The sequence below is a fragment of the Couchioplanes caeruleus genome (genome assembly GCF_023499255.1).
In the GTDB taxonomy this organism is placed as follows: Bacteria; Actinomycetota; Actinomycetes; order Mycobacteriales; family Micromonosporaceae; genus Actinoplanes; species Actinoplanes caeruleus_A.
The window spans coordinates 3,738,597-3,764,492 of the sequence record NZ_CP092183.1; the positions used below are offsets into that span (position 1 = coordinate 3,738,597).

At 73.0% G+C, this 25,896-nt stretch carries 18 protein-coding genes; 8 read left to right on the forward strand and 10 right to left on the reverse strand.

Annotated elements, in window-relative coordinates; translation table 11 throughout:
• Positions 1 to 65 precede the first annotated feature (65 nt).
• A complete protein-coding gene (locus tag COUCH_RS17320) occupies positions 66 to 752 on the forward strand; it encodes a TetR/AcrR family transcriptional regulator (RefSeq protein WP_249613123.1) in 687 nt (228 codons plus the stop codon).
• Between the two features lie 3 nt (positions 753 to 755).
• Here COUCH_RS17320 and COUCH_RS17325 read toward each other — a convergent pair whose 3' ends face one another.
• The 3 genes from COUCH_RS17325 to COUCH_RS17335 form a co-directional block, all read right to left on the reverse strand.
• The gene (locus COUCH_RS17325) at positions 756 to 1,460 is read right to left on the reverse strand and encodes a hypothetical protein (RefSeq protein ID WP_249613124.1); all 705 of its coding nucleotides are present in this window, start codon (positions 1,458 to 1,460) and stop codon (positions 756 to 758) included.
• Between the two features lie 9 nt (positions 1,461 to 1,469).
• Positions 1,470 to 2,117 carry a DUF6230 family protein gene (locus COUCH_RS17330; RefSeq protein WP_249613125.1) on the reverse strand — a complete coding sequence of 216 codons (648 nt, stop codon included), beginning with the start codon at positions 2,115 to 2,117 and terminating at the stop codon, positions 1,470 to 1,472.
• Positions 2,118 to 2,215: 98 nt separating this feature from the next.
• Positions 2,216 to 3,349 carry a helix-turn-helix domain-containing protein gene (locus COUCH_RS17335; protein ID WP_249613126.1) on the reverse strand — a complete coding sequence of 378 codons (1,134 nt, stop codon included), beginning with the start codon at positions 3,347 to 3,349 and terminating at the stop codon, positions 2,216 to 2,218.
• 144 nt (positions 3,350 to 3,493) lie between these two features.
• On the opposite strand from COUCH_RS17335, the gene COUCH_RS17340 reads away from it, so the two are divergent.
• Complete coding sequence (locus COUCH_RS17340) at positions 3,494 to 4,744, forward strand: YncE family protein (RefSeq protein WP_249613127.1); 1,251 nt, start codon at positions 3,494 to 3,496, stop codon at positions 4,742 to 4,744.
• Between the two features lie 59 nt (positions 4,745 to 4,803).
• On the forward strand, positions 4,804 to 6,054 hold the full coding sequence (locus tag COUCH_RS17345) for an FAD-binding protein (RefSeq protein ID WP_249613128.1): 1,251 nt from the start codon (positions 4,804 to 4,806) through the stop codon (positions 6,052 to 6,054).
• Positions 6,055 to 6,059: 5 nt separating this feature from the next.
• Here the strand turns inward: COUCH_RS17345 and COUCH_RS17350 are convergent, their stop codons facing one another.
• Genes COUCH_RS17350 through COUCH_RS17360 form a run of 3 tightly spaced genes read right to left on the reverse strand, consistent with a single transcriptional unit; the run spans position 6,060 to position 9,877 of the window.
• Positions 6,060 to 7,604 (reverse strand): glycoside hydrolase family 13 protein, encoded by a 1,545-nt coding sequence (locus tag COUCH_RS17350; RefSeq protein WP_249613129.1) that lies wholly within the window; start codon positions 7,602 to 7,604, stop codon positions 6,060 to 6,062.
• Between the two features lies 1 nt (position 7,605).
• Complete coding sequence (locus COUCH_RS17355; RefSeq protein ID WP_249613130.1) at positions 7,606 to 8,790, reverse strand: fatty acid desaturase family protein; 1,185 nt, start codon at positions 8,788 to 8,790, stop codon at positions 7,606 to 7,608.
• 13 nt (positions 8,791 to 8,803) lie between these two features.
• Positions 8,804 to 9,877 carry a ferredoxin reductase gene (locus COUCH_RS17360; RefSeq protein ID WP_249613131.1) on the reverse strand — a complete coding sequence of 358 codons (1,074 nt, stop codon included), beginning with the start codon at positions 9,875 to 9,877 and terminating at the stop codon, positions 8,804 to 8,806.
• Between the two features lie 111 nt (positions 9,878 to 9,988).
• Here COUCH_RS17360 and COUCH_RS17365 point away from each other — a divergent pair, with 111 nt between their 5' ends.
• On the forward strand, positions 9,989 to 11,185 hold the full coding sequence (locus COUCH_RS17365; protein ID WP_249613132.1) for a PucR family transcriptional regulator: 1,197 nt from the start codon (positions 9,989 to 9,991) through the stop codon (positions 11,183 to 11,185).
• Positions 11,186 to 11,197: 12 nt separating this feature from the next.
• On the opposite strand, the gene COUCH_RS17370 is transcribed toward COUCH_RS17365, so the two are convergent.
• Positions 11,198 to 11,962: a class I SAM-dependent methyltransferase gene (locus COUCH_RS17370; protein WP_249613133.1), complete on the reverse strand. Its 765-nt coding sequence runs from the start codon at positions 11,960 to 11,962 to the stop codon at positions 11,198 to 11,200.
• A 23-nt stretch (positions 11,963 to 11,985) separates the two neighbouring features.
• On the opposite strand from COUCH_RS17370, the gene COUCH_RS17375 reads away from it, so the two are divergent.
• The gene (locus COUCH_RS17375) at positions 11,986 to 12,813 is read left to right on the forward strand and encodes a siderophore-interacting protein (protein ID WP_249613134.1); all 828 of its coding nucleotides are present in this window, start codon (positions 11,986 to 11,988) and stop codon (positions 12,811 to 12,813) included.
• 3 nt (positions 12,814 to 12,816) lie between these two features.
• On the opposite strand, the gene COUCH_RS17380 is transcribed toward COUCH_RS17375, so the two are convergent.
• Positions 12,817 to 14,226 carry a dihydrolipoyl dehydrogenase family protein gene (locus tag COUCH_RS17380; RefSeq protein ID WP_249613135.1) on the reverse strand — a complete coding sequence of 470 codons (1,410 nt, stop codon included), beginning with the start codon at positions 14,224 to 14,226 and terminating at the stop codon, positions 12,817 to 12,819.
• 171 nt (positions 14,227 to 14,397) lie between these two features.
• On the opposite strand from COUCH_RS17380, the gene pulA reads away from it, so the two are divergent.
• From pulA to COUCH_RS17395, 3 genes are all read left to right on the forward strand, one after another.
• The gene (gene pulA / locus COUCH_RS17385) at positions 14,398 to 19,710 is read left to right on the forward strand and encodes a pullulanase-type alpha-1,6-glucosidase (RefSeq protein WP_430640985.1); all 5,313 of its coding nucleotides are present in this window, start codon (positions 14,398 to 14,400) and stop codon (positions 19,708 to 19,710) included.
• A gap of 111 nt (positions 19,711 to 19,821) precedes the next feature.
• Positions 19,822 to 21,171 carry an L-fucose:H+ symporter permease gene (gene fucP, locus COUCH_RS17390; protein ID WP_249613137.1) on the forward strand — a complete coding sequence of 450 codons (1,350 nt, stop codon included), beginning with the start codon at positions 19,822 to 19,824 and terminating at the stop codon, positions 21,169 to 21,171.
• A complete protein-coding gene (locus COUCH_RS17395) occupies positions 21,168 to 22,457 on the forward strand; it encodes an ABC transporter substrate-binding protein (protein WP_249613138.1) in 1,290 nt (429 codons plus the stop codon). Before fucP ends, COUCH_RS17395 begins: the two co-directional genes overlap by 4 nt.
• A gap of 7 nt (positions 22,458 to 22,464) precedes the next feature.
• Here COUCH_RS17395 and COUCH_RS17400 read toward each other — a convergent pair whose 3' ends face one another.
• Both COUCH_RS17400 and COUCH_RS17405 read right to left on the reverse strand, forming a co-directional pair.
• On the reverse strand, positions 22,465 to 23,757 hold the full coding sequence (locus tag COUCH_RS17400; RefSeq protein WP_249613139.1) for a ferredoxin reductase family protein: 1,293 nt from the start codon (positions 23,755 to 23,757) through the stop codon (positions 22,465 to 22,467).
• 73 nt (positions 23,758 to 23,830) lie between these two features.
• Positions 23,831 to 25,705, reverse strand: coding sequence for a fibronectin type III domain-containing protein (locus COUCH_RS17405; protein ID WP_249613140.1), 1,875 nt, complete (start codon positions 25,703 to 25,705; stop codon positions 23,831 to 23,833).
• Positions 25,706 to 25,896: the final 191 nt, after the last annotated feature.

The window sequence follows — 25,896 nt, forward strand, 5'->3', positions numbered from 1 at the left end:
CGAGGATCGCACATCCGGGCGTCCACTAGGCTGCTGGTCACGGGATTCGCGCAGCGAGGGGTGTCATGGTCGACGTCGGGCAGCAGCGCCTGCCGGGCTCCGGCGCGGCGCGGGAGCCGGGGCGCCTGCCCCGCGGACGGCACGATCTGCCGCGGGAGTTCGTCTCGCGCACCCAGCGTGACCGGCTCATCGACGCGATGGCCCGGGTCGTGGCGCAGAAGGGGTACGCGAACGCGTCGCTGACCGAGGTGTGCGCGACGGCCGGGGTGTCCACCCGGGCCTTCTACGAGCACTTCGCCGACAAGGAGGCGTGCCTGCTCGCGGCGTTCGACCTGGGCGTGGACCTGATGCAGAAGGCCGTCGCCGAGGCGTTCGGCCGGCCCGCGCGCTGGCCCGAGCGGATCCACCGCGGACTCGACACGCTGCTGCGGATCCTGGCCGCCGAGCCCGCGTTCGCGGTGATGGCGGTGGTCGAGGTGCTGGCGGCGGGGCCGCGGGCGCGGGAGCGGCGGCGGGCGCTGCTGGAGAGTTACGCCGGCTTCTTCGCCGAGGTGCCGCGGCGCCCCGGCGGGCCGCAGGTGCCCGCCGGGGTCGTCGACGCCGTGATGGCCGGCGTGTACGGGGTCATCTTCGACATGGTCTCGACGGGCCGGGCGGCGGAGTTGCCGGACCGCCTGCCCGACCTCACGTACTTCGTGCTGGTGCCGTTCCTGGGCCCGGCCGTGGCGGCCCGGGTGGCCGCCACGGGGTGAGCCTCACTCGGGCGGGGCGACCGTGCCGTCGGTGACCGTGATCTGCTGGGCCGCGTCCGTGGTGTCGGTGACCGCGTAGCGGGCCGAGAACGTCGCCGTGGTGGCGCCGGTCGGGCAGGTCAGGCCGCCGGTGACGTGGATCGGCAGGCTGACGCCGGCGGAGAAGTCGAGCACCGGCGGGGCGGTGTCGGTGCCGTCGACCCACGGGCCGCTCACCGAGGCGGGGCCGTCCGGCGCCACGGTGACCGTGCAGGAGGCGAGGCCGGAGATCGTGGTGACCACGCCCCCGGCCGGGATGGTCATCGTGCCGGTCGAGCCGGCCGGGTCGTACTGCAGGGCGATCGTCCAGTCGCCGTTGGTGTTGTTGGAGACGGTCCTGGCGGTCGTGAACAGCACGTTGGTCGGGCAGTTGCCGCCGTTGTTGGTGAACGTGGCCGGGGTCAGGGCGGACGTGACCGGCCCGTCGGCGCTGGTGTTGCCGGGCTCCTCGGGCACCTGCCCGGTGTTGCCCGACTGGTTGCAGGTCACCGTGGTGCTGCCGACGACGAACTTCGCGGTGGTCCCGCTGACCAGCGAGGCCGTGTACGCGTGCCCGGCCGGGCTGACGGTCGTGCCCGGGGCCAGCGCCCAGGCCGGGGTGGCGGACATCGCGCCCAGGCCGAGGCCCACGGCGGCGGCGATGACGCCCTTGCGGCGCAGTCGTTGCATCTGTTCTCCCTAGAAGCACTCGTCCTTGCCCCAGTGCAGGGACAGCTTGAGGTCGCGCAGGTTGAACTCGCCGGCCGAGGTGGCCCAGGCGACCTGCTTGAGATCGGTGATCGTGACCTTGTCGGCCTGCTGGCTGAAGAAGCCCTCGCGGCGCTGGTCCTTCTCGCCCGGGATGTCGTTCGGGCCCTTGTCCAGCGTGGACGCGTCGCGGCCGATCTCGATGGTCTCGAACTTCGCGTCGCCGCCGAGCTGGGACATGTCGACGACCATGTTCTTCGCGGTCACCGGCTGACTGCCGGTGCCGGCCCTGATGGTGAGGCTGACCGAGCCGAAGTCGCCGAGGTCGGTGACCACGGACTGGCACAGGTTCTTCAGCGTCGCGGTCTTCATGGCGGAGACCGCGACCGGCTCGGGCTGCTGCGAGTCGCCGCCGGGCTCCTTGCGGGCGTCGACCGTGCCGTACTGGACGAAGCCGGTGGCCACGAGCTCGTCGGCGCTGACCTTGAACTGCTGGCCGGAGACGACGAAGGTCGCCGCCAGCGCGCCGTGCGAGATCAGCGTGACGACGCCCGCGGTGGCCACCGTGCTCAGGCCCATCACGAGCGCGAAGCGGCGCCAGCGGGTGCCGCCTTCCGGGGCTGCGGGGCGATGGCTCATCGAACGCACTCCTGTCCGCCAGGGGATCCAGAAAAGATGCTTTTTCTGAATGGACGGACGTTAACCCCGGTCCGGAAGCACCGTCAAGACATGAATCTTCATCGATGTTCCGGCGTGCCGGCGGGCCACGAGCGCAGCGCCCACCACCACCGGACGGTCTCCGGCACGCTCGGGTGGTCCGGCAGCCCGGTGAGTTCCTGCAGGCGGCGCAGCCGGTAGCGGACCGTGTTCGGGTGCAGGTGGAGGGCGTCCGCGGTGCGGTCCAGCCGCTGGCCGTGGTCCAGATAGGCCAGTGCCGTCGCCACCAGGTCGCGGTGGAAGTCGTCGCGCGGATCCAGGGCGCCGAGCAGCGCCTCGCCGAGGAACGCGGCCAGCAGCGGCTGCGCCGCGAGCGCCGTCTCGGTGGCCAGGCCGACCACGCTGTGCAGCCCGGTCAGGCCGCGGTCGCGTACCGAGCGCAGGGTGGTCAGGCAGAGGGCGTACGCGGCGGGGGCCTGGTCGACCGGGACGGCCGGGGTGCACACGGTCAGCGCCGGCGAGTCCGCGGGCAGCCGCGGGGTCAGCCCGCTCAGCCGCCCGGCCACCGGGGCGAGGACCCCGCCGCACCGGGCGAACGCCTGCTCCAGCCGCCGGGCCGCCGCCGGGTCGGCCACGTCGGACACCACGCAGTGGTACCGCTCGCCGGGACGCAAGCCGAACCGCGCCGGGTCCGCCACGACGCCCTCGCGCTCCTCACCCAGCAGCAGCGAGCGCAGCACGGCGATCCGGGCCTCGCGGTGGTCGCGGCCCAGGTCGCGCTCGGCCGCCCGGTACGCGTCCACCACCCGCCGTTCGAGCAGGATGCCGTAGCGGTCGAGCCGGAGCAGCGCGTGCAGCATGACGTCGTACGGGATCCCCGCCGCCCGTCCCCGGCTCACCGCGACCTCCAGCACCCGGCTGCGCCCGGCGTGCACCCCGGTCAGCAGCGCGGCCACCGGTACGCCCAGCGCGGCCCGCTCGGCGCCGAAGCGGTCCGCCTCGGCGAAGTCCGGCTCGCCGTCGCGGGTGAACGCGGCGAAGCCGGCCCGCAGCAGCGCGTCCACGTGCCGCCGGCTCTCCTCCCACGGCAGCCGGGCGATCTCCGGATCGCCGACCCGGGCGGCGCGGGTCACGTCGTCGGCGAGCCGTTCGTCGCGCGCGAGGTCCGCGAGCAGGCCCGACAGGGCATCCTCGTGCGTTTGTGGGTGGTGCACAACGGGACGCTGCGGCATTGGTCCCCGTCCTCTACCGGCGCGAGGCGATTCATTGTTCCCTATGCGTTACCGCAAAGTAACATCGCGGGACGCCGGGCGGAACATCGGTGCGGCGCGCCCGCCCGTCGCGCCCCGGGAGGCGTCGTGAGCGCTGCGTCCGTACCGAAGAAGAAGCGTGCCCTGGCCACCGTGCTCGCCGCCGCCCTGGGTCTGGTCCCGGCCGCCGCCGGCACGCCGGCGGCAGCGGCGGCGCCCGCCCTGCGCGAGGTCATGTTCGTCGGCAACAACTGGGACGGCACGGTCGACGTCATCAATTCCCGCGGCGACCTCGCGAAGCTCGGCCGGCTCAACGTCGTGCCCGACAAGAGCGAGCGGCTGTGGGAGATCTACCTCAACCCGATCAAGCTCGCCTACTACCTCGGGGTTCAGCTCGGGCCCGGCGAGGGACACGACCAGCTCGTCGACGACATGTACACCACGCCGGACGGCAGCGCGCTGGTGGTGTCGCGGCCCAGCTTCGCCGACGTCGTCTCCATCGACCTCGCCACCGGCGCGATCCGCTGGCGCTTCCCGGTCTCCGGCTACCGCGCCGACCACATGGCGGTCTCGCCCGACGGCAGGCAGGTCGCGGTCTCCGCCTCCACCTCCAACACCGTGCACGTGCTCGACATCGTCACCGGGCGCCAGATCGGGTCGTTCGCCGCGGGCGACAAGCCGCACGAGAACATCTACACCGACGGCGGCCGCACCCTGTGGAACATGTCGATCGGCGAGGTCAACACCTCCCTCGACGACCCCGCCTCGGACTGGACCAAGGGCGACCGGCACATCACGGTGGTCGACACCTCGACCTTCCGGACCGTACGCACGATCGACATGCGCCCGCGCCTCGACGCCTTCGGCCGCAGCGACCTGTCCGACGCGGTCCGCCCCGCGGTGTTCACGCCCGACGAGTCGAAGCTGTACTTCCAGGTCTCCTTCTTCGCGGGGCTGGTCGAGTACGACGTGGCGAGCGACCGGGTCACCCGGGTCAAGGAGCTGCCCAAGAACCCGCTCACCAACATCGACCCCACCACCTGGGTCAACGACTCGCGCCACCACGGCCTGTCGATCAGCCCGGACGGCGCCAAGCTGTGCGTCGCCGGCACGATGGACGACTACGCCACGATCGTCGACCGGGCCACGCTCACGCCGGGCGAGCTCGTCACGGCGAGCAAGCCGTACTGGGCGACCGTGAGCGGCGACGGCCGCAGCTGCGTGATCTCCGAGTCCGGCGCCGACCGGGTCACCGCGATCGACTTCGCCACCGGCCGCAAGGTCGCCTCGGTGGCCGTCGGCGACCACCCGCAGCGGGTCAGGATCGGCCTCGTCCCCACCGGCTGGGTCGCGCCCTGAACCGACGCGATTGTCACAGCCGATGGGCGGTCCGGCCGCCGGCGTGATGTGCTGGAGACATGAGCGACGAACGGGTCACCAACTGGGCCGGCAACATCGTCTTCGGGGCGCGGCGGCTGCACCGCCCGGCCACCGTCGACGAGGTCCAGGAGATCGTGGCGGCCGGGGGCCCGGTCAAGGTCCTCGGCAGCGGCCACTCCTTCAACCGGATGGCCGACACCGGCGGTGACCTGGTCTCGCTGGCCGGGCTGCCCCGGGTCGCCGAGATCAGCGCGGACCGCGCCTCGGTCCGCGTCGACGGCGGCACCCGCTACGGCGACCTGGCCGGCCGGCTGCAGGCGGAGGGCCTGGCGCTGCACAACACCGCGTCGCTGCCGCACATCTCGGTGGCCGGGGCGATCGCGACGGCCACCCACGGCTCCGGCGTCGGCAACGGCAACCTGGCGACCGCGGTCTCGGCCCTCGAGTTCATCGCCGGCGACGGCAAACTGGTCACGCTGCGCCGCGACACCGACGGCGACACCTTCCGCGGCGCGGTCGTGCACCTCGGCGCGCTCGGCGTGGTCACCGCGATCACGCTTGACGTCCAGCCGGCGTACGACATCCGCCAGTACGTCTACGACCGCCTTCCCCGCGCCGCGGTCGAGGCCCACCTGCCCGCCATCCTCGCCGACGGCTACAGCGTCAGCCTCTTCACGACCTGGACCACCCCGGACATCACCATGGCCTGGCTCAAGCGCCGCGACCCGATGCCGGCCGGCGACTGGTACGGCGCCACCCGCGCGGACGGCCCCCGCCACCCGGTCCCCGGCATGCCCGCGACGAACGCCACCGACCAGACCGGCGAGCCGGGCCCCTGGCACACCCGCCTGCCGCACTTCCGCATGGAGTTCACCCCGAGCAGCGGCGAGGAGCTGCAGTCGGAGTACCACGTACCCCGCGACCGGGCGCTGGAGGCCATCGACGCGGTCACCGCGATCGCCGCGGACGTGGCCTCGGTGCTGCAGATCTGCGAACTGCGGACCATCGCCGCGGACGAGCTCTGGCTCAGCCCGAACTACCGGCGCGACACGTTCGCCCTGCACTTCACCTGGATCGCCGACACGGAGGCGGTCCTCCCGGTGGTGGCGAAGATCGAGGAGGCCCTGGCGCCGCTGGACGCCCGCCCGCACCTGGGCAAGGTGTTCACGGCGGCCCCGGAGACGATCCGCGCCCAGTACGACCGCTTCGGCGACTTCGTGGCCCTGACCCGCGAGTACGACCCGCAGCGCGTCTTCCGCAACCCCTGGCTGGACGCCCTGCTCGACTGACCGGGTCAGGCCGGGGGGCGGAGCCAGGCCGCCGTGTCCGGCGGCAGCAGGCCGGCGGCGGTCAGCGGGCCGCTGGTCAGCAGCACCTCGCCGGGCGGCAGCGCCACCGGCCGGTCACCCATCGCGACGGCCAGGGTCAGGGACCTTTCCCGTACGGCGACCAGCAGGCCACCGTCGTGCACGGCCCACTGCACGGTGTCGGCGGCCCGCAGCACGCCGTCCTCGTGCAGCCGGTGGCGCAGGGCAACTGCCGCGTGGCACAGCGCGAGGGTGGGCGGGGTGGCCTCCACCGAGTGGTCGCCCCAGCCCGGCGGCACGGGCAGCCAGGGCGGTGCCGAGCCGGCGGGGGAGAAGCCGAACGCGCCGGCCGGGTCACGCCGCCACGGCAGGGGCACGCGGCAGCCGTCGCGGCTGATGCCGGAGCGGGACCAGGCCGGGTCGCGGCGCTGCGCGGGCGGCACGTCCACCTCGGGCAGTCCGAGCTCCTGGCCCTGGTACAGGTACGCCGCCCCGGGAAGTCCCAGGACGGCGAGCAGCGCGGCCCGGGCCCGGGCGGGGTTGCCGTAGCGGGTGGGCGTACGGACGACGTCGTGGTTCTCCACGACCCACGTGACCGGCGGCCGGGCGAGCAGCCGGGTGCCCACGTCCCTCCACCGCGCCGCGTCCCACGGGGCGGTGACCAGGGCGAACGCGAACGCCTGGTGCAGTTCGCCGGGGCGCACGTAGCGGGCGGCCCGTTCCGGGTCGAGGTTGACCTCGCCGATCAGCGCGCGCGGCGGCTCGTACGAGTCGGCGATGCGCCGCCACCGCCGGTACACGTCGTGCACCTCCTCCTGGTCGCACGCCAGGGGGTTGCCGCGCAGGCGCATGGGCGGGACCGCCGCCGGGTCCGGGAGGTCGGGCAGGCCCTCGGCCTTGAACAGCCCGTGCGCGACGTCGATGCGCAGCCCGTCGACGCCCCGGTCGAACCAGAACCGCAGCACCTCGTCGAAGAACGGGGCCGTACGCGGGTCCCGCCAGTTCCAGTCCGGCTGCTGCGGCGCGTACAGGTGCAGGTACCACTGGCCGGGGCGGCCGTCCGGCTCGGTGACCCGCGTCCAGGCCGGCCCGCCGAACACGCTGGGCCAGTTGTTCGGCGGCTCGGCGCCGTCCGGGCCGCGGCCGTCGGCGAAGTGGAAGCGGGCCCGCTCGGTGCTGCCGGGCCCGGCCGCGAGCGCGGCGCGGAACAGCGGATGCCGGTCCGAGCAGTGGTTGGGGACGACGTCGGCGATGACGCGCAGGCCACGGGCGTGCGCCTCGGCGACGAGCGTGTCGAACGCCGCGAGGTCGCCGAAGAGCGGGTCGACGTCGCAGTAGTCGCTGACGTCGTACCCGTGGTCGGCCTGGGGTGAGGCCTGGAACGGGGTCAGCCAGATTGCTCCGGCGCCCAGGCCGGTGACGTGCCCGAGGCGCGCGGTGATTCCGGCGAGGTCACCGACGCCGTCGCCGTCGGAGTCCGCGAACGAGCGCGGGTAGATCTGATAGACGACGGCGTCACGCCACCACGACACGTCAGGTGTTCGCCGGCTTGGCCTCCGCGCGCTGCCAGCGCGCCACCTTCGGCAGGCTCGGGTCGAGCTGCTTGCGCGGCGGGCGTACGGACGCCGGCCCGCGGTTGGGCAGCGCCAGCCGGAACACCTTCGCCCACGCCGACGCGACCTGCTTGGGCAGCGGGCCGGTGACGTAGTTGAGCTGGTACTTCTCGAACAGCGCCCGCACCTTCGGGGCGATCTCGGCGTACCGGTTGCTCGGCAGGTCGGGGAACAGGTGGTGCTCGATCTGGTGCGACAGGTTGCCGGTCATGATGTGCATCAGCTTGCTGCCGCTGATGTTCGCCGAGCCGAGCATCTGACGCACGTACCACTCGCCGCGGGTCTCGCCCTCGATCGAGGTGCGCTCGAAGGTCTCGACGCCGTTGGGGAAGTGACCGCACATGATCACCGAGTGCGTCCACAGGTTCCGGACCAGGTTGGCCACGGCGTTCGCCGCGATCGTGTGCAGGAACGACGGCCCGGACAGCGCCGGGTGCACCACGTAGTCCTTGAGCAGCTGCCGGCCGATCTTGTTGCGGGTCTTCTTGAGCGCGGCGCGGAACTCCGGTGCCCGGCGCCGCTTCTTCGTCTTCAGGTTCCGGCCCAGCTCGAGGTCGTACGCGGCGATGCCGTACTCGAAGAAGCACGCGTTGATGAAGTTGTAGAGCGGCTGGCCGAGGTACGCCGGCGTCCACGGCTGGTCCTCGTCGACGCGCATGATGCCGTACCCGAGGTCGTTGTCGCGCCCGATCACGTTGGTGTACGTGTGGTGCAGCTCGTTGTGGGAGTGCTTCCACTGCTCGGAGGGCGAGGCGTTGTCCCACTCCCACTTCGTCGAGTGGATCTTGGGATCGCGCATCCAGTCCCACTGGCCGTGCATGATGTTGTGGCCGATCTCCATGTTCTCGAGGATCTTGGCGATCGACAGCCCGGCCGTGCCGACCAGCCAGGCCGGCGGGAACAGCGAGAACAGCAGCACCGCACGGCTGCCCAGCTCCAGGCGCCGCTGCACGGAGATGACCCGGCGGATGTAGCGCGCGTCGCTCTCGCCGCGGCTCTCCACCACCTCGTCGCGGATCGCGTCGAGCTCGATGCCGATCTGCTCGATGTCCTCGGGCGTGAGGTGGGCGATCGGGTTGACGTCCTTGCGCTGCAGTGTGGTCACGGCGGTCCTCTTCTTACAGGTCGATACGGCAGTCGCCGGCGGCGGCGTTGATGCAGGTCTGGATGGGGATGGTGTCCCCGGGCTCGGCCACGGTGAGCTGACCGTCGCGCAGGTCGCGCACGGCGCCCTCGCGCAGCGGCAGCACGCACTTGAAGCAGATACCCATGCGGCAGCCGGACGGCATGAGCACCCCCGCGGCCTCACCGGCGTCGAGCAGCGGCTCGCCGCCCCCGGCCGGGACGGTCCGGCCGGCCCGGGTGAAGGTCACGCTCCCGCCGGCGGCGTCGTCGGCGACCACGGTCGGCCGGAAGCGCTCGGTGTGCAGCGGGCCCCCGGCCCCGGTCTGCGCCCAGTGCGCCTCGATGTCGTCGAGCAGCTCGTTGGGGCCGCACGCCCACGTCGCCCGCTCGGCGCGGTCGGGCACCAGCTCGTCGAGGTCGGCAGCCTTGATCCGGCCCTGCGTGGCGGTGTGCCGCTCGACCAGCCGGATCCGGCCGGCGCCGGCCAGGGCCCGCAGCTCCGGGCCGAACACCGCGGCCTCGGGCGTCCGCGCGGAGTGCACGACCACCACGTCGGCCAGCTCGTCCAGGTGGCTGCGCAGCATGCCCATCACGGGGGTGATGCCGCTGCCCGCGGTCACGAACAGCACCTTCCCCGGCCGGGCGGCGGGTAGCGTGAACTCGCCCGCCGGCACGTCCAGGTGCACGAGCATCCCGGCCCGGGCGCGCCGGACCAGGTGCGTGCTGACCTTGCCGCCGGGCACCGCGTTGACGGTGACGGTGAACCGGCCCCCGCGCCCGCCGGGAGCGCAGGTCACCGAGTACGAGCGCCACAGCCGGACCCCGTCGACGTCGACGCCGAGGCGGACGTACTGGCCGGGGACGTGTGGACGCCAGCCGCGCCCGGGGCGCAGGGTGAGCGTGACGCTGTCGGCGGTCTCGGGGCGGACCGCGTCGATCTTCGCGCGCAGCACCGAGGGGTTGCGCAGCGGGGCGACGGCGTCGAGGTAGTCGGCCGGGACGAGCGGGGTCGTGATCAGCTCCACGACCCGCCAGGCCCCGGACCGCAGGGTCTGCGTGACGGCCATCATTTAAGGATGCTGTGATGGGGGAGTGAAGACCTGACCTGTCGAAGTGAATCCGGCGGGGGTTATTGTTCGTTCGGTACAAGACGCGGTGGCTAAACGGCGAGGCAACCCATGGATCAGATCCTGCCCGACGTGCGCTCCTTCCGGCTCTCCGGGGAGATCGTCGCACCCCTGCGCGAAGGCCTGCCGGAGGTCGCCGTGCAGACCATCGCCGCGATCACGGCCGAGGTCCCGGCGTACGCGCAGGCGTTCGCGGGCGAGCTCGGCGCGAAGATCGAGAAGGCGGTCCGCGCGGCCCTCGGCGCCTTCCTCGAGCTGGTCTCCCGGGCGGCCGGCCACGATCCCGGCGCGCCGCTGACCCCGGCGCTGGAGGCGGCGTACGCGCTGGGCCGCGGCGAGGCCCGCTCGGGGCGCAGCCTGGACGCGCTGCTGGCGGCGTACCGGGTGGGGGCCCGTGTCTCCTGGCGCGAGCTCGCCGCGATCAGCGTCGCGAACGGCCATCCCGCGTCCACCATCGCCCACTTCGCCGAGCTGGTGTTCGCGTACATCGACGAGCTGTCGGCGGCCAGCGTCGCCGGGCACGCCGACGAGCTGGCCTCCTCCGGCCGCGCCCGCCGCCGCCACCTGGAGCTGCTCGCACAGGCCCTGATCGCCGGCGAGCCGGTGCACGCCGTGATCGCCGCGGCGGAACGGGCCGACTGGGCGCCGCCGCAGACCCTCACCGCGGTGCTGGCGCCCGAGCGCGCGGCCCGCACCCTGGCCGACCTGCTCGACCCGCGCACCCTGCAGGTCGCCGAGGCCGGCCCCGAGATGCCGGACACCTCGGTGCTGCTGGTCCCGGACGCGCAGGGCCCGGGCCGCGCCCACGTGATGCGCCTGCTGGGCGGCAGCGGCGCGGTGATCGGCCCGCCCCGGCCGTGGTTGCGCGCCCGGGAGTCGTTCCTGCGGGCCGTACGCGTCAGCGGCCTGGTCCGCCGCCCCCGCCGCGGCGCGGTCACCGACACCGAGGATCACCTGCTGGCGCTGGTCGTGACGGCGGACCCGCAGGCGCTCAAGGACCTGCGCACCCAGGCGCTGGCCCCGCTCGAGGGCGAGCGCGAGGCGACCGCGGAGAAGCTCGTCGAGACGCTGCGCAGCTGGCTGCTGCACCAGGGCCGGCGGGACGACGTGGCGGCGGAGTTGTTCGTCCACCCCCAGACGGTCCGCTACCGGATGTCCCGCCTGCGCGAGCTGTACGGCGACCGCCTCCGCGACCCGAAGTGGCTGCAGATGCTGACGGTCGCGCTGGCCACACCGCCGTCCGCGTAGCCGGCCGCCCGGTCAGGGCCGGACGCCGCGGACCGCCCACGCCCGTGCCGTCAGCCGGATGCTGCCGTCCTCCTCGACCGGCACCCGCCGCCGCAGCGCCTCCCGCAAGGCCACCCGGGTCTGCTCGTCCAACCCCGCCAGATAGGCGGGCGCCGCACCCTGCCCGCCGAGGAACGGCTGCCAGTAGTCATCCCAGCCGCTGAAGACCGTCGGAACCTCGACGGCGCGCACCGCGACCTCGCCCAGCCCCGCGTCGGCCCACAGGGCGGCGAGCGGGTCCGGCCGGCACAGCGGGAACCGGGTGCCCTCGTCCATCGCGCCGTCCGGGTCGGCCTCGGCCGCGGCGTCCCAGAAGAGACGCATCATCGTCATGCCCTCGGCGTAGTCCCAGACGTACGCCGCGACCGTGCCGCCCGGGGCCGCGACCCGCGCGAACTCGGCCGCGGCGCGGGCCGGGCCGGGGACGAAGTTGAGCGCCAGGCCGCTGACCACGGCGTCGAAGCGGCCGTCGCGCAGCGGCAGCGCGCGGGCGTCGCCGGCCGCCCGGTCGCCGCTGTTCTGCCGCAGGAAACCCAGGGAAGGGTCGACGCCCAGCACCCGGGCCGCCCCGGACTCGCGGGCGGCGGCGGACAGGGCGCCGGTCCCGCAGCCGGCGTCCAGCCACAGCCCGCCCCGCGGCACGGCCAGCCAGGTCACGAACTCGCGGGCGACCCGGCGGCTCCAGCGGCCCACGTACGCCTCATAGGCGTCCCCCACGTCCCACACATCGCGCACCATGGGGCTCACGATAGGTTGGATCCATGCCGACCAGGCCCGCACGTCCCGCCAGAACCGGCGCCGTCACCCGCGTCGAGCAGCTCACCGCGCACATGGTCCGGATCGTCGTCGGTGGACCCGGCCTCGCGGACCTGCAGGCCGGCGAATTCACCGACCATTACGTCAAGGTGCTGTTCCCGCAGCCCGGCGTGGACTATCCGGAGCCGTTCGACATGGGCGCGATCCGCGAGTCCATGCCGCGCGAGACGTGGCCGCTGGTGCGGACGTACACCGTGCGGCGGTGGCGGCCGGAGGTGCCCGAGCTGTGGCTGGACTTCGTCGTGCACGGCGACGAGGGCGTCGCCGGGCCGTGGGCGAGCCGGGCGCGGGTCGGCGACCCGGTGCGGTTCATGGGACCGGGCGGCGGGTACGCCCCGGACCCCGCGGCCGGCTGGCACCTGTTCGCCGGCGACGAGAGCGCCCTGCCGGCGATCGCCGCGGCGCTGGAGGCCCTGCCGGCCGGCGCCCGGGCGTACGCGTTCCTCGAGGTCGCCGACGCCGGCGAGGAGCAGAAGCTGGAGACCGCCGCCGACGCGGAGATCACCTGGCTGCACCGCGGCGGCCGCCCGGTCGGCGAGGCGCTGGTGACCGCGGTGCAGGCGCTGCCGTGGCCGGACGACGACGTGCACGCGTTCGTCCACGGCGAGGCCACGTTCGTCAAGGAGCTGCGCCGCCTGCTCCGGGTGGAGAAGCGGATCCCCCCGGCCCGGCTCTCGATCTCCGGCTACTGGCGCCGCGGCCTCAACGAGGACGGCTGGCAGTCGACCAAGCGCGAGTGGAACCAGCAGATCGAGGCCGAGCAGGGGCAGTGAGGATCAGCGGCCGTACGTCTCCAGCAGGCGCAGCCAGATCTCGCTGATCGTCGGGTACGCCGGCACCGCGTGCCACAGCCGGTCGAGGGGCACCTCGCCGGCCACCGCGATCGTCGCCGCCTGCAGGAGCTCGCTGACGTCGGGGCCGGCGAACGTGACTCCGAGCAGGACCTTGCGCTGTTCGTCGACCACCATCCGGGCCGTGCCGGCGTACCCGTCGGCGTGCACGCTCGCGCCGGCGACGTTGCCGATCTCGTAGTCGACGACGCGGATGTCGTATCCGGCCTTGCGGGCGGCGCGTTCGGTCAGCCCGACCGCGGCGACCTCCGGGTCGGTGAAGACGACCTGCGGCACGGCCCGGTGGTCGGCGGTGGCGACGTGCCGGCCCCACGGCTCGTCGGCGACCGGGGCACCGGCCGCGCGGGCGGCGATGACGTCACCGGCCGCCCGGGCCTGGTACTTGCCCTGGTGGGTGAGCAGCGCGCGGTGGTTGACGTCGCCGGTGGCGTACAGCCAGTCGTAGCCGGTGACCAGCATGGTGTCGTCGGTGTGCAGCCAGTCGCCCGGGGTGAGGCCGACGGTCTCGAGGCCGAGGTCGCCGGTGCGGGGCGTACGCCCGGTCGCGACGAGCACCTCCGCCGCCGTGACCGGTTCGCCGTCGCTCGTCTCCACGGTGACGCCGCTGTCCGATCGGGACACCCGGGTGACGCCGGTGTCGAGCCGTACCGTCGCACCCAGCTCGCGCAGCCCCTTGGCGACGGCCTCGCCGGCGAACGGTTCCATCCCGCCGAGCAGGCCGCTGCGCGCGATGAGGGTGACCGTGCAGCCGAAGGACGCGTACGCGGTGGCCATCTCCGTCGCGACGACCCCGCCGCCGATGATCGCGAGGCTGTCCGGGACGTGCTGGGCCTCGGTGGCCTCCCGGCTGGTCCAGGGCCGGGCGGCGCGCAGCCCTTCGACGTCGGGCACCAGCGCGTCGGAGCCGGTGGAGAGCACGACGGCGTGCCGGGCGGTCAGCACGGTCCCGGTGCCGTCGGCGGCCGTCACGGTGACCTGCTTGACGCCGCTGAGCCGGCCGTGGCCGCGGACCAGCTCGATGCCGGCGCTCGCGACCCAGTCGACCTGGCTGCTGTCGTCCCAGTCGTGGGTGAAGGAGTTGCGGCGCTTGAGCACCGCCGTCACGTCGAGGTCGCCCGTGACCGCCTCCGCGGAGCCGGCGACGGCACGCGCCGCCCGCAACGCCTGGCCGGGCCGCAGCAGCGCCTTGGAAGGCATGCAAGCCCAGTACGAGCACTCGCCGCCGACCAGCTCGCGTTCGACCAGGGCGGCGGTGAGCCCGCCGCGCACCGCCCGGTCGGCCACGTTCTCGCCCACGGGCCCGGCTCCCACCACGATCACGTCGTATTCGCTCATGTCACCCATGATCCACCCTCACCCGGAGATGTCCGCTGTGTTACGTGCCCGATGCGTTGTAATGACACGACAGATCTTGCAAGCTCTTGCATGGACGATCCAGCGGAGGTTAGCGTGCGTCGTCCGCGCCGATAGGAAGGCCTCGATGTGGAGATCTCCCGGGTGAGCAGGCTGCTGCTCGCCGTCCTTCTCGTTCTCGGCGGGTGGGTTGTCACGCCGGCCCAGGCCGCGCCGGCCGCACCCGCTTGGGGCTCCGACCGGCCGGGCACGGCCACCCGCAACGACCAGTTCTACTTCGTCCTGCCGGACCGCTTCGCCAACGGCGACCCGCGCAACGACCGCGGCGGACTCGCCGGCGACCGGATGTCCACCGGGTACGACCCGACCGACAAGGGCTTCTACCACGGCGGGGACCTCCAGGGCGTCATCGACCGCCTCGACTACATCCAGGGCCTCGGCACCACCGCGATCTGGCTCGCCCCGGTCTTCAAGAACCGGCCCGTGCAGGGCAGCGGCTCCGACATCTCGGCCGGCTACCACGGTTACTGGATCACCGACTTCACCCAGGTCGATCCCCACTTCGGCACGAACGCCGACCTCAAGCGCCTGGTCCGGCTCGCGCACGCCCGGGGCATGAAGATCTACCTGGACATCATCGTCAACCACACGGCCGACGTCATCACATACAAGGAGAACACCTACGCGTACGTCGACAAGGCGACACAGCCGTACCGCGACGCGCAGGGACGTGCCTTCGAGGACCGCAACTACGCCGACGGCACCCGGGCCTTCCCGCGGGTGAACGCCGCGTCGTTCCCGTACACGCCGGTGGTGAGCGCCGCCGACAGGAACGTCAAGGTGCCCGCCTGGCTCAACGACCCGACGATGTACCACAACCGCGGCGACTCCACGTTCGTCGGCGAGAACAGCGAGTACGGCGACTTCTTCGGCCTCGACGACCTGTGGACCGAGCGGCCCGAGGTGGTCCGCGGCATGACGAAGATCTACGCCGACTGGATCTCGGCCACCGGCATCGACGGCTACCGGCTCGACACCGTCAAGCACTCCGATCTGGACTTCTGGCCGCAGTTCTCGGCCGGCATCCAGGCCGCGGCGAAGCGGGCCGGCAAGCCCGGGTTCTTCATGTTCGGTGAGGTCTACAGCGCCGACCAGGAGGTCGAGTCGACGTACATGCGCCGCGGCGGCCTGCCCGCCACGCTCGACTTCTCCTTCCAGGCCGCGGCGAAGTCCTACACCGCCGACGGTGGCTCCGCGAAGGCCCTCGCCGACCTGTACGCCAAGGACAGCCTCTACACCACCGACGACACCGGCGCTGGCCGGCTGCCGACGTTCCTGGGCAACCACGACATGGGCCGCATCGGCTCGTTCGTGGCCGCCGGCGGCACCGACCCGGCGACCCACCTGCGCCGCGACGAGCTGGCCCACGAGCTGATGTTCCTCACCCGCGGCCAGCCGGTGATCTACTCCGGCGACGAGCAGGGCTTCACCGGCCCGGGCGGGGACAAGGACGCGCGGCAGGACATGTTCGCCAGCCGGACCGCCGACTACCTCGACGACGACCTGCTCGGCACGGACCGTACCCACGCGCAGGCCAACTACGAGACCGGGCACCCGATCTACCGGACCATCGCCACGCTGGGCGCCCTGCGCAAGGCGCACCCGGCGCTGCGCGACGGCGAGCAGGTCACCCGCTACGCGGCCGACGGTCCCGGCATCTTCGCCGCGTCCCGGATCAGCCGCGAGCGACGCGAGTACGTCGTGGCCGTCAACAACGCCACCACCGCGCAGACCGTCACCGTGGACACCTGGACGCCGAACGCCTCCTTCCAGGGCATCTACGGGGGAGCGGGCGCGCAGGCCACCGGGGCGGACGGCAAGCTGACCGTCACCGTCCCGGCCCTGTCGGCCGTGGTCTACCGCGCGGGTACGACCGTCGCGAAGGCCACGGCGGCCCCGACCGTCCAGATCGCCTCTCCGGAGGCCGGCGCGTACGTGCCCACGCGCACCGACCTGACCGCGACCGTCACCGGCGACCCGCTCGCGACGGTCACCTTCGAGGCGAAGGTCGGCGGCCGCTGGACCCGGCTCGGCACCGACGGGGCCGCGCCCTACGAGGCGTCGCATGACCTGGCCGGACTCGCCGGCGGCACCGAGGTCACCTACCGCGCGACCGTCAGCGACAGCAGGCACCGCACGGCCACCTCCACACGGAACGTGAGGGTCGGCACCCCGGTCACCACCTCCGGACCCGAGTACGCGATCGTGCACTACCAGCGCCCGGCCGGCGACTACGGCGACTGGGGGCTGTACGCCTTCGGCGACATCGATCCGTCCGCGGCGACCACGTGGCCGCAGGGGCAGCCGTTCGCGGGAGAGGACGCGTACGGTCGCTTCGCCTGGGTGAAACTGAAGCCCGGCGCCAAGAGCGTGGGCTTCATCGTGGTCGACAGGAACGGCGTCAAGGACGTGAGCGCCGACCGCTTCCTCGACCCGTCGGCGACCCCGGAGATCTGGCTGAAGCAGGGTGATCCCACGATCGTCACCGAGCACGACGCCGCCCCGCAGGACCAGGACACGGCGGTCATCCACTACCGCCGCGCCGACGGGGACTACGACGGCTGGGGCCTGCACGTGTGGGACGGCGCCGCGAACCCGACCGACTGGTCGTCGCCGCTGAAGCCGGCCGGCACCGACGCGTTCGGCGTGACGTTCCGGGTGCCGCTGGCCGCCGGCGCCACCGGGCTGAACTACATCATCCACAAGGGCGACGCCAAGGACCTCCCCGACGACCAGCGGCTCGACGTCGCCACGGCCGGGCGCGAGGTGTGGCTGCTGGCCGGCGTACCCGATCGGCTGCTGCCGGTGGTCCGCAAGGCGGGCGGCGGTGGCGGCGTGGACGTCACGAAGTCCGCGGCCGTCTGGCTCGACCGCGAGACGATCGCCTGGAAGACCGGCGAGACCGACGGCCGGGTGTACGACCTGGTGTGGGCGCCCGCCGGCGGCCTCGACCCGGCCGCACCGCAGCACAGCCTGCGGCTGAGCGCCCAGCGCAACGGGCTGACCGAGGCGCAGCGGCAGAAGTACCCGCACCTGTGGCAGTACCACGCCTTCAAGCTGTCCCGGGGCGCCGACGTCCGTGGCCTGCTCAAGGGCCAGGTCGCTGTCACCGAACGCGACGCGCAGGGCAGGCTCCTGTCCGCCACGGGCGTCCAGCTCGCCGGCGCGCTCGACGACCTGTACGCGGCGGCCACGTCGGCGAAGCTCGGCCCGGCGTTCGACAGCGGCCGTCCCCGGCTGGCGGTCTGGGCGCCGACCGCGCAGAACGTGCAGCTGGAGCTCTCGGACACCCCGGCATCCCCGGTCCGCGTACTGCCGATGACCCGCGACTCGCGGACGGGCGTGTGGTCGGTCGCCGGCACCCGCGACTGGAAGGGCAAGTACTACCGCTACCGGGTCACGGCGTGGCAGCCCGCGACGCAGAAGGTCGTCACCGCGAGCGTGACCGACCCGTACTCGGTGGCGCTGGCGGCGGACTCCACGCACAGCCAGATCGCCGACCTGGCCGACCCGGCGCTCGCCCCGGCCGGCTGGCGCGGGCTGCGCAAACCCGCACCCGGCAGGATCCAGATCAGCGAGCTGTCCGTCCGGGACTTCTCCGCCGACGGCACGTACGCCGCGTTCACCCGCCCGGACACGCCCGGCATGAAGCACCTGCGCGAGCTGGCGAAGTCCGGAACCACACACGTCCACCTGCTGCCGGTGTTCGACTTCGCGTCCACCCCGGAGCGGCGGGCCGACCAGAAGCAGCCGCCCTGCGACCTGGCCTCGTTCCCGCCCGACTCCGACCAGCAGCAGAAGTGCATCGCCGCGGTGGCCGACCAGGACGGCTACAACTGGGGCTACGACCCGCTGCACTACACGACGCCCGAGGGCGGCTACGCCGTGAACCCCGAGGGCGCCGCGCGGACGAAGGAATTCCGGCAGATGGTCGCCGGGCTCAACGGCGCCGGCCTGCGCGTGGTCATGGACGTCGTCTACAACCACACCCCGGCCTCCGGGACCGATCCCCGCTCGGTGCTCGACCAGATCGTGCCCGGCTACTACCAGCGCCTGCTCGAGGACGGCACGGTCGCCGACTCGACGTGCTGCGCCAACACCGCGCCCGAGAACGCGATGATGGGCAAGCTGGTCGTCGACTCGGTCGTCACGTGGGCGAAGGCGTACAAGGTCGACGGGTTCCGCTTCGACCTCATGGGTCACCACCCGAAGGCGAACATCCTGGCCGTGCGCAGGGCCCTCGACCGGCTCACCCTCGCCCGTGACGGCGTCGACGGCAGGAACATCTACGTGTACGGCGAGGGCTGGAACTTCGGCGAGGTGGCGGACGACGCCCGCTTCGTGCAGGCCACCCAGCAGAACATGGCCGGTACGGGCATCGGCACCTTCAACGACCGGCTGCGCGACGCCGTCCGCGGCGGCGGCCCGTTCGACGACAACCCGCGCGTGCAGGGCTTCGCGTCGGGGCTGTACACCGACCCCAACGGCGACGCCGTCAACGGGACCGCGGCCGAGCAGAAGGCGCGGCTGCTGCACGACCAGGACCTGATCAAGGTCGGCCTCACCGGCAACCTCGCCGGCTACCGTTTCACCGCCTCCGACGGCACGGCCACGACCGGGCGGCAGATCGACTACAACGGCTCGCCGGCCGGTTACAACGCCAGGCCCGTCGAGGCCGTCACGTACGTGGACGCGCACGACAACGAGATCCTGTACGACGCGCTCGCGTACAAGCTGCCGCAGGCCACCTCGGCGACCGACCGGGCACGCATGCAGTCGGTGGCGCTGGCGGCCACCGCGCTCGGGCAGGGCCCCGGCTTCGTGACCGCGGGCAGCGAACGGCTGCGGTCGAAGTCGCTGGACCGCAACTCGTACAACTCCGGGGACTGGTTCAACCGGATGAGCTGGGACTGCACGCAGGGCAACGGCTTCGGCCGCGGCCTGCCCCCGGCCGCCGACAACCAGGCCAAGTGGTCGTACGCGAAGCCCCTGCTGGCCGACCCGGCGCTCAAGCCGGACTGCGCCGCGATCGGCCTGGCCGACGCCCGGTACCGGGAGCTGCTGCGGATCCGCACGTCCTCGCCGGTGTTCGGCCTGCCGACCGCTGCCGAGGTGCAGAAGCGGCTGGCGTTCCCGCTGTCCGGCGCGGCCGAGACCCCGGGCGTCATCACGATGACCCTCGACGGTCGCGGCCTGGACCGGCACTGGAGGTCGGTCACCGTGGTCTTCAACGCCACCCCGGCCACGGCCACCCAGACGCTGCCGTCGCTGCGCGGCGCGGCCGTGAGCCTGCACCCGGTGCAGCGCGCCTCGGCCGACCCGGCGCTGCGGACGGCGTCGTTCGCCGCGGCCACCGGCACGTTCACCGTCCCGGCCCGGTCGGTGGCGGTGTTCGTGCAGTCCTGAAGGTTCGCCATCTGTGTTCACGCCGGCCGCGGCCCGGTTTAACGGGCCGCGGCCGGCGGTAACGTCACTCATGGAAGAAGGTCGATGTCGATCTCCTGAGGGCGGTACCCGATGGCCATCACCACACCGCCCGTGGCGGACGAGTCCGAAGCGCAACGCCGCCCGCTGATCGGGCCCGGCATGCTCGTGCTGTTCATCGCGCTGATCGGCTGCTTCACGGCCTGGGGCGTGGCGCAGGACCTCACCACGCCGATGGTCGCGGGCTTCAAGCGCATCTTCGACATGAGCACGTTCCAGGCGTCGCTCGTGCAGCTCGCGTACTTCGGCGCGTACTTCCTGCTGGCGCTGCCCGCCGCCTTCATCAACCAGCGCTTCGGCTACAAGACCGGCATCCTCACCGGACTCGGGCTCGCCGCGATCGGCGCGTTCGCGTTCTACCCGGCCAGCAAGATCATGACGTACGAGGCGTTCCTGGTGGCGCTGTTCGCGATGGCCGCGGGCTGCTCGATCCTGGAGACCTCGGCCAACCCGTACGTGCTGTCGCTCGGGCCCGAGGCGACGGCCACCCGGCGGCTCAACCTCGCGCAGGCGTTCAACCCGGTGGGCACCAACATCGGGGTGCTGCTCGCCTCCACGCTGATCCTGCCGAAGCTGTCCGACCCGGTCGACATCGGCTCGCTCACCCCGGCGCAGCTGCACACGATCCGCGCCGGTGAGCTCGGTGCCGTCATGGGCCCGTACCTCGGCCTCGCCTTCGTCCTGATCCTCATCGCCATCGCGATCGCCAGCCAGAAGGCGCCCCCGATCGTCGAGGAATTCCCCGACGCCGAACCGCACGAGGGCGGCACCCGGGACCTGTTCCGCGTGCTGTGGCGCAGCAAGCACTACCGGTACGGCGTGATGGCCCAGTTCTTCAACGTTGCGGCGCAGGTCTGCGCGTGGACGTACGTCATCCAGTACGTGCAGCAGGCGCTCGGCGGCAGCCTCGAGCGCGGCGGCTTCTACCTGCAGATCAGCCTGCTGATCTTCCTCGGCTCGCGCTTCCTCATGACCTGGCTCATCGGCCGGGTCCGGGCCACCAGGGTGCTCGCGGTGCTCGCCTTCCTCGCGGTCGTCCTGTGCGTGTTCGCGATGGTCAGCCCCAACCTGGCCGGCGTCATCGCCGTGGTCTCGCTGTCGTTCTGCCTGTCGCTGATGTTCCCGACCATCTACGGCGTCGCCCTCAAGGGACTCGGGCCGGCGACCAAGTTCGGCGCCGCCGGTCTCGTCATGGCGATCGTGGGCGGCGCGATCATGCCGCTCGTGCAGGGCTGGCTCGTCGACCGGACGAGCCCGGCCTTCTCCTTCATCGTGCCCGCGGTCTGCTTCGGTCTCGTCGGCCTCTACGCCCTCTACGACCTGCGGGGCCCCGACCGCGAGCGCGCAGCCGTGACGGCCGCGCCCGCCGGGAGCGCGGCATGAACCCCCGCCGGGCCCTCGCCGCCGCCCTCGCCGTGCTGCTCGCGGCGACCGTCGCCGCCTGCAGCAGCGACGAGCCGACCAGCGCCACGAAGGACACCAAGCAGCTCGAGATCGTGTCGTGGTGGACCTCCGGCTCCGAGGCGGCGGCCCTGACCACCCTGCTGGACGCCTTCAGGCAGGCCAACCCCGGCGTCGAACCGGTCAACGGCGCCATCGCCGGCGGCGCCGGCTCCGAGGCCATCGTGGCGCTGGCGAAACGGTTGCGGGCCGGCGACCCACCCGACGTGTGGCAGACCTTCGCCGGCAAGTCGGTCCAGGGGTACGCCGACCGCGGCTCGGTCCGCGACGTGAGCTCGGTCTTCGACAGCGGCAACCTCCGCACGTCGATGCAGCCCACGATCCTGCGGTCGCTCATGCGCTCCGGGAAGCCGTACGGCGTCCCCACCGGCGCGCACCGCAGCAACGTCCTGTGGTTCAACCTCGCGCTGCTGCGGCGGGCCGGCGTCACGCCCCCGGCCGGCGGCTACACGCTGCCCGCGTTCCTGGACGACCTCAAGAAGGTCAAGGCGGCCGGGGTGGCCCCGCTGTGCCTTGGCGGCAAGGACCCGTTCACCACCGTCGAGCTGTTCGAGAACGTGCTGCTCAGCACCATCGGCGCGGACGGCTGGGCGGACATGACCGCTGACCGGCTCGACTGGCGCGGCACCGGGGTCCGCTCGGCGCTGCGGTCGTTCGGCGAGCTGCTCACGTACGCCGACCCGCAGGCCAGCGGGCTGACGTGGGACGCGGCGACGAAGAAGCTGGCGGCCGGGGAGTGCGCGTACGAGTCCATGAACGACTCCTCGTACGGCGAGCTCGTCGCGGCCGGGGCGCAGGAGGGCAAGGACTTCGGGACGGCGGCGTTCCCGGGCACCGGCGGCAGCTTCCTCGCCGTGGTGGACGTCTTCGTGGCGGCGACCAAGGCCAAGAACGCCAAGAACGCCCTCGCCTTCCTGGCCGGCATCGACCAGCCGGCGACCCAGGTGGCGTTCAGCAAGGCGAAGGGTTCCGTGCCGGTGGTCCGCGACGTCGACGTGTCGGCGCTGCCGCCGTACCAGCGGGAGGCCTCGCGCAGCCTCTGGGCCTCGCCGGTCCTGCTGTCCGTGGCGCACGGTGAGGCGATGAGCCCGGCGTTCCAGGAGGGCTTCTACGACGCCGTGTCGACGTACGTGCGCACCCGGGACCCGAAGGCGTTCGCCGACGACCTGCGCGGCGCGGTCGCCAACGACCGGATCCCGCCGCGCTGACGCCGGCTCAGGCCGCCAGCCGGAACCGTTCCGCGTGCACCTGCCGGCGCGGCACCCGCAGCTCGCGCAGGGTGTGCAGCAGGGCGTCGGTCATCGCCGGCGGGCCGCACACGTAGACGTCCCGGTCGGTCACGTCGGGCACCAGCCGGCGCAGGTTGTCCGGGCCGAACGGCGGTTCGCCCGCGCCCGTGCGCCCGGTCAGCAGGTGCACGCGGGCGCCCCGCATCCGGGCCAGCGCCTCGATCTCCTCCAGCAGGACCGCGTCGCCGGCCGTGCGCGCCCGGTACAGCACCACGACGTCGCCGGGCAGCTCCTCGAGCAGGGCGCGGATCGGCGTGACGCCCACGCCGCCCGCCACGAGCAGCGTGCCCTCCCGGGTGCGGTGCATCGCCGTGAACGCGCCGTACGGCCCCTCCGCGAACACCCGCGAGCCGACCGGGAGGTTCCGCAGTGCGGCGCTGGCGTCGCCCACGGCCTTGGCGGTCAGCCGCAACGACCGCCCGTCCGGCGCGGCGGACAGCGAGAACGGGTTGGCCCGCCACCAGCCGGCGTACCCGGGGAACCGCCAGATGAAGAACTGACCGGCGCGGGCCGGCAGCCGGTCCAGGTGCCGGCCGCGCACGTACACCGACACGACGTCGGGGGACTCCGGCACGACCGCCGCCACGTGCAGCCCGTGCCGGGCGTTGCGCCACACCGGGAGCACGATCCGCCCGGTGATCAGCGCGGTGATCGCGAAGATCCACAGCGCCCACCAGTACGCCGCGGCGACGGGCGCGGCGGTGAACGCGGACACCTCGAACAGCTGGTGGACCAGGACCAGCGTGACGGCCGCGTACAGCACCAGATGCACCGCGTGCCAGGCTTCGTACGACAGCCGGCGCCGGGCCCACCGGAACGACACGCCCGCGGCGACGACCACGAGGGCCAGCGCGACCATGCCGGCCAGCGACCCGGCCGCCCCGGCGAGGTTGGTGAGCTGCTGCCACACCGGGCTGCGGTAGAAGACGGCGTAGCCGAGCACCACGAACGCCGGGTGCAGCAGCACCACCCAGAACAGCGTGAACCCGGTCCACCGGTGCCACGAGGTGAGCCGGTCCATGCCGACCCGCCGGTCCAGCCACGGCAGCCGGGCGATCAGCGTGAGCTGCAGGACCATCAGCAACGCGGCGTGCAGGCCGAGGAACTGCCCCACGCCGATGAGCGGATGCCGGGGCTCCGGTGCGACAGTGAAGAACAGCGCCCAGACGACGGCCACGTTGAGCACCACGATGCCCCAGAACAGCTGAGCGGTCCGCATGCCGCAGGATAGGCGCGCGAAGGGCGCTGTGCGGGTCGGATCCCGGACAGCGCCCTCAGGTGCGGCAGGTGGGTCAGCCCAGCAGGCGGGCCCAGTAGACGAGCTCGTCGGCCTGCGCGGCGGTGAGGCCGGCCTTCTTGTCCTTCGGCTCCTTGAGCACCTTGCCGGCGTACAGGTCGTACTGGCCGTGCTCCAGCTTGTTCGTCAGGTCCTGGCCGAGGCCCACGGTGGCGTTGTTCGCCGTGAGGTAGCGGCGGGTCAGGGCGATCAGGTCCGGCACGTTCGCCGTGACCGTCCAACCGGCCGTCATGGTCGCCGCGGCGTTGCCCGCCACGTCGGCGCCGCCGGCGCAGGTCGCGGTGTAGCGGCCCTTGGCGTCGCGGGTGACCGTCAGGCCGGCCTGCTTCGCCACCCCGGAGACGGCGTCGGTCGTGTCGCAGCCCGCTGCGGGCAGGGAACCCAGCGGGTACGTGCCGTCGCCGAGGCCGGTCACCCGCACCACGGGAGCGGTGGTGTCGACGTCCAGGCCGGTGACCGCGGCGGCCGTCGTGTTGCCGGCCCGGTCGGTCACGGTGCCGGTGACTCCCTGGTCCGTGCCGTCGGTGGTGACGCTCACCGGGGCGGGGCAGTCGGCGACGCCCGAGGTGGCGTCGGAGCAGGTGAAGCTGACCGCCGGGGCGGTGCGGTACCAACCGGCCGCGTTCGCCGTACCGTCCACGCTGGCCGAATAGGCCGGGGCGGTCCGGTCGAGGCTGACCCGCGTGCTCGTGGTGGCGGCGTTGCCGGCCTTGTCGGTGACGGTGCCGGTGACGACCTGGTCGGCGCCGTCGGCGGTCAGCGTGACCGGCGAGGTGCAGGTGGCCACGCCGGACTGGGCGTCCACGCAGGTGAAGATCACCGAGACCGGGCCGGTGTGCCAGCCGTCGCGGTCGGCGGCGCGGGTCAGCGCGGCGGTGATGGTCGGCGCGATCTTCTCGGGAGCCGGCACGGTGACCACCGGGGCGGGCACCACGGGCGCCGTCGGGTCGGTAACGGTCAGCGCGGCGACGCCGCTGCCGTTGACGTTGTACGCCCGCACCTCGACCATCCAGTTCTTGCCGCGGGCCAGGTTGATGACGCCCGCGGTGGCGGGCGCCTTCACCTTCAGCGAGCCGGTGTTCGGCTTGTCGACGCCGTAGTTGACCAGGTAGTAGTCGGGCGTCGCCCCGCCGGTGGGCGCGTTCCAGGTCACGTCGACCATCGTCGAGCCCGCCCGCCGGGTGGCGGTCGCGCCAGTCGGGTCGGCCGGCTTGTACTTGTCGATCAGCGACTTGCCGACCGCCGTGGAGCAGCTGCCGTACTGGTTCTGCGGGGTGACCTGCACGAGGTAGGTGCGCGCCGGGTCGAGGCCGGGGAAGCGGTGGCTGGTGACGGTCGTGACCTCGTCGGAGAGCACCACGCCGTCGGAGTAGCGGATGAGCTGCATGCGGTAGCCGGTCAGCGGCGCCTCGCCGGCCCAGGTCGGCGGGTTCCAGCTGATCGTGCCGGTGCTGCCGTCGGCGCCGTCGCGGCCGGGGACCGCGCCCATGATGCCGGTCGGTGCCAGCGTCCCGGCGACGGCGAAGTCGCCGTACTCGCCGGGCCCGTCGGCGTTCTCCGAGGCCACCCGCACCTTGTACGACACACAGGCGCCGGTCGTGGGGATCGTGTAGCTGGTGGTGTCGCCGGGGACGAAGGTGACCGTCTCGGTGCTGCCCTGCAGCAGGTCGAGGCGGTAGAAGCGCGCCCCGTCGACCGGCTGCCAGGCCGCCACGATCCGGGTGGCGTCGTCGGCGGCGCGTGTCACGGTCAGCCCCTGCGGCGCCGGCAGCGCGCCGGCCGCGTCCGACGCGAAGGCGGGTGCCCCGGTCAGCGCCATCGACGCGGCCACAGCGGCGGCTCCGGTGCCGGCCAGCAGTCGTACGCCCATCGTCCCTCGTCTTCCGTTCGTCGGCGGCCCCAGCGGCGCCGGTGACGAGGTGATCGGCCGCGAACCTCAAGCCCGCCGCAACGCCGTCTCAAAGACGCCTGTTGTTGTGGTGTGACCGAGGGCTCCCCGGGGAGTACGAGCCATCCGGCGGGGGAAGGACGTACGGTACGCAAAGACGGCCACGAGCACCG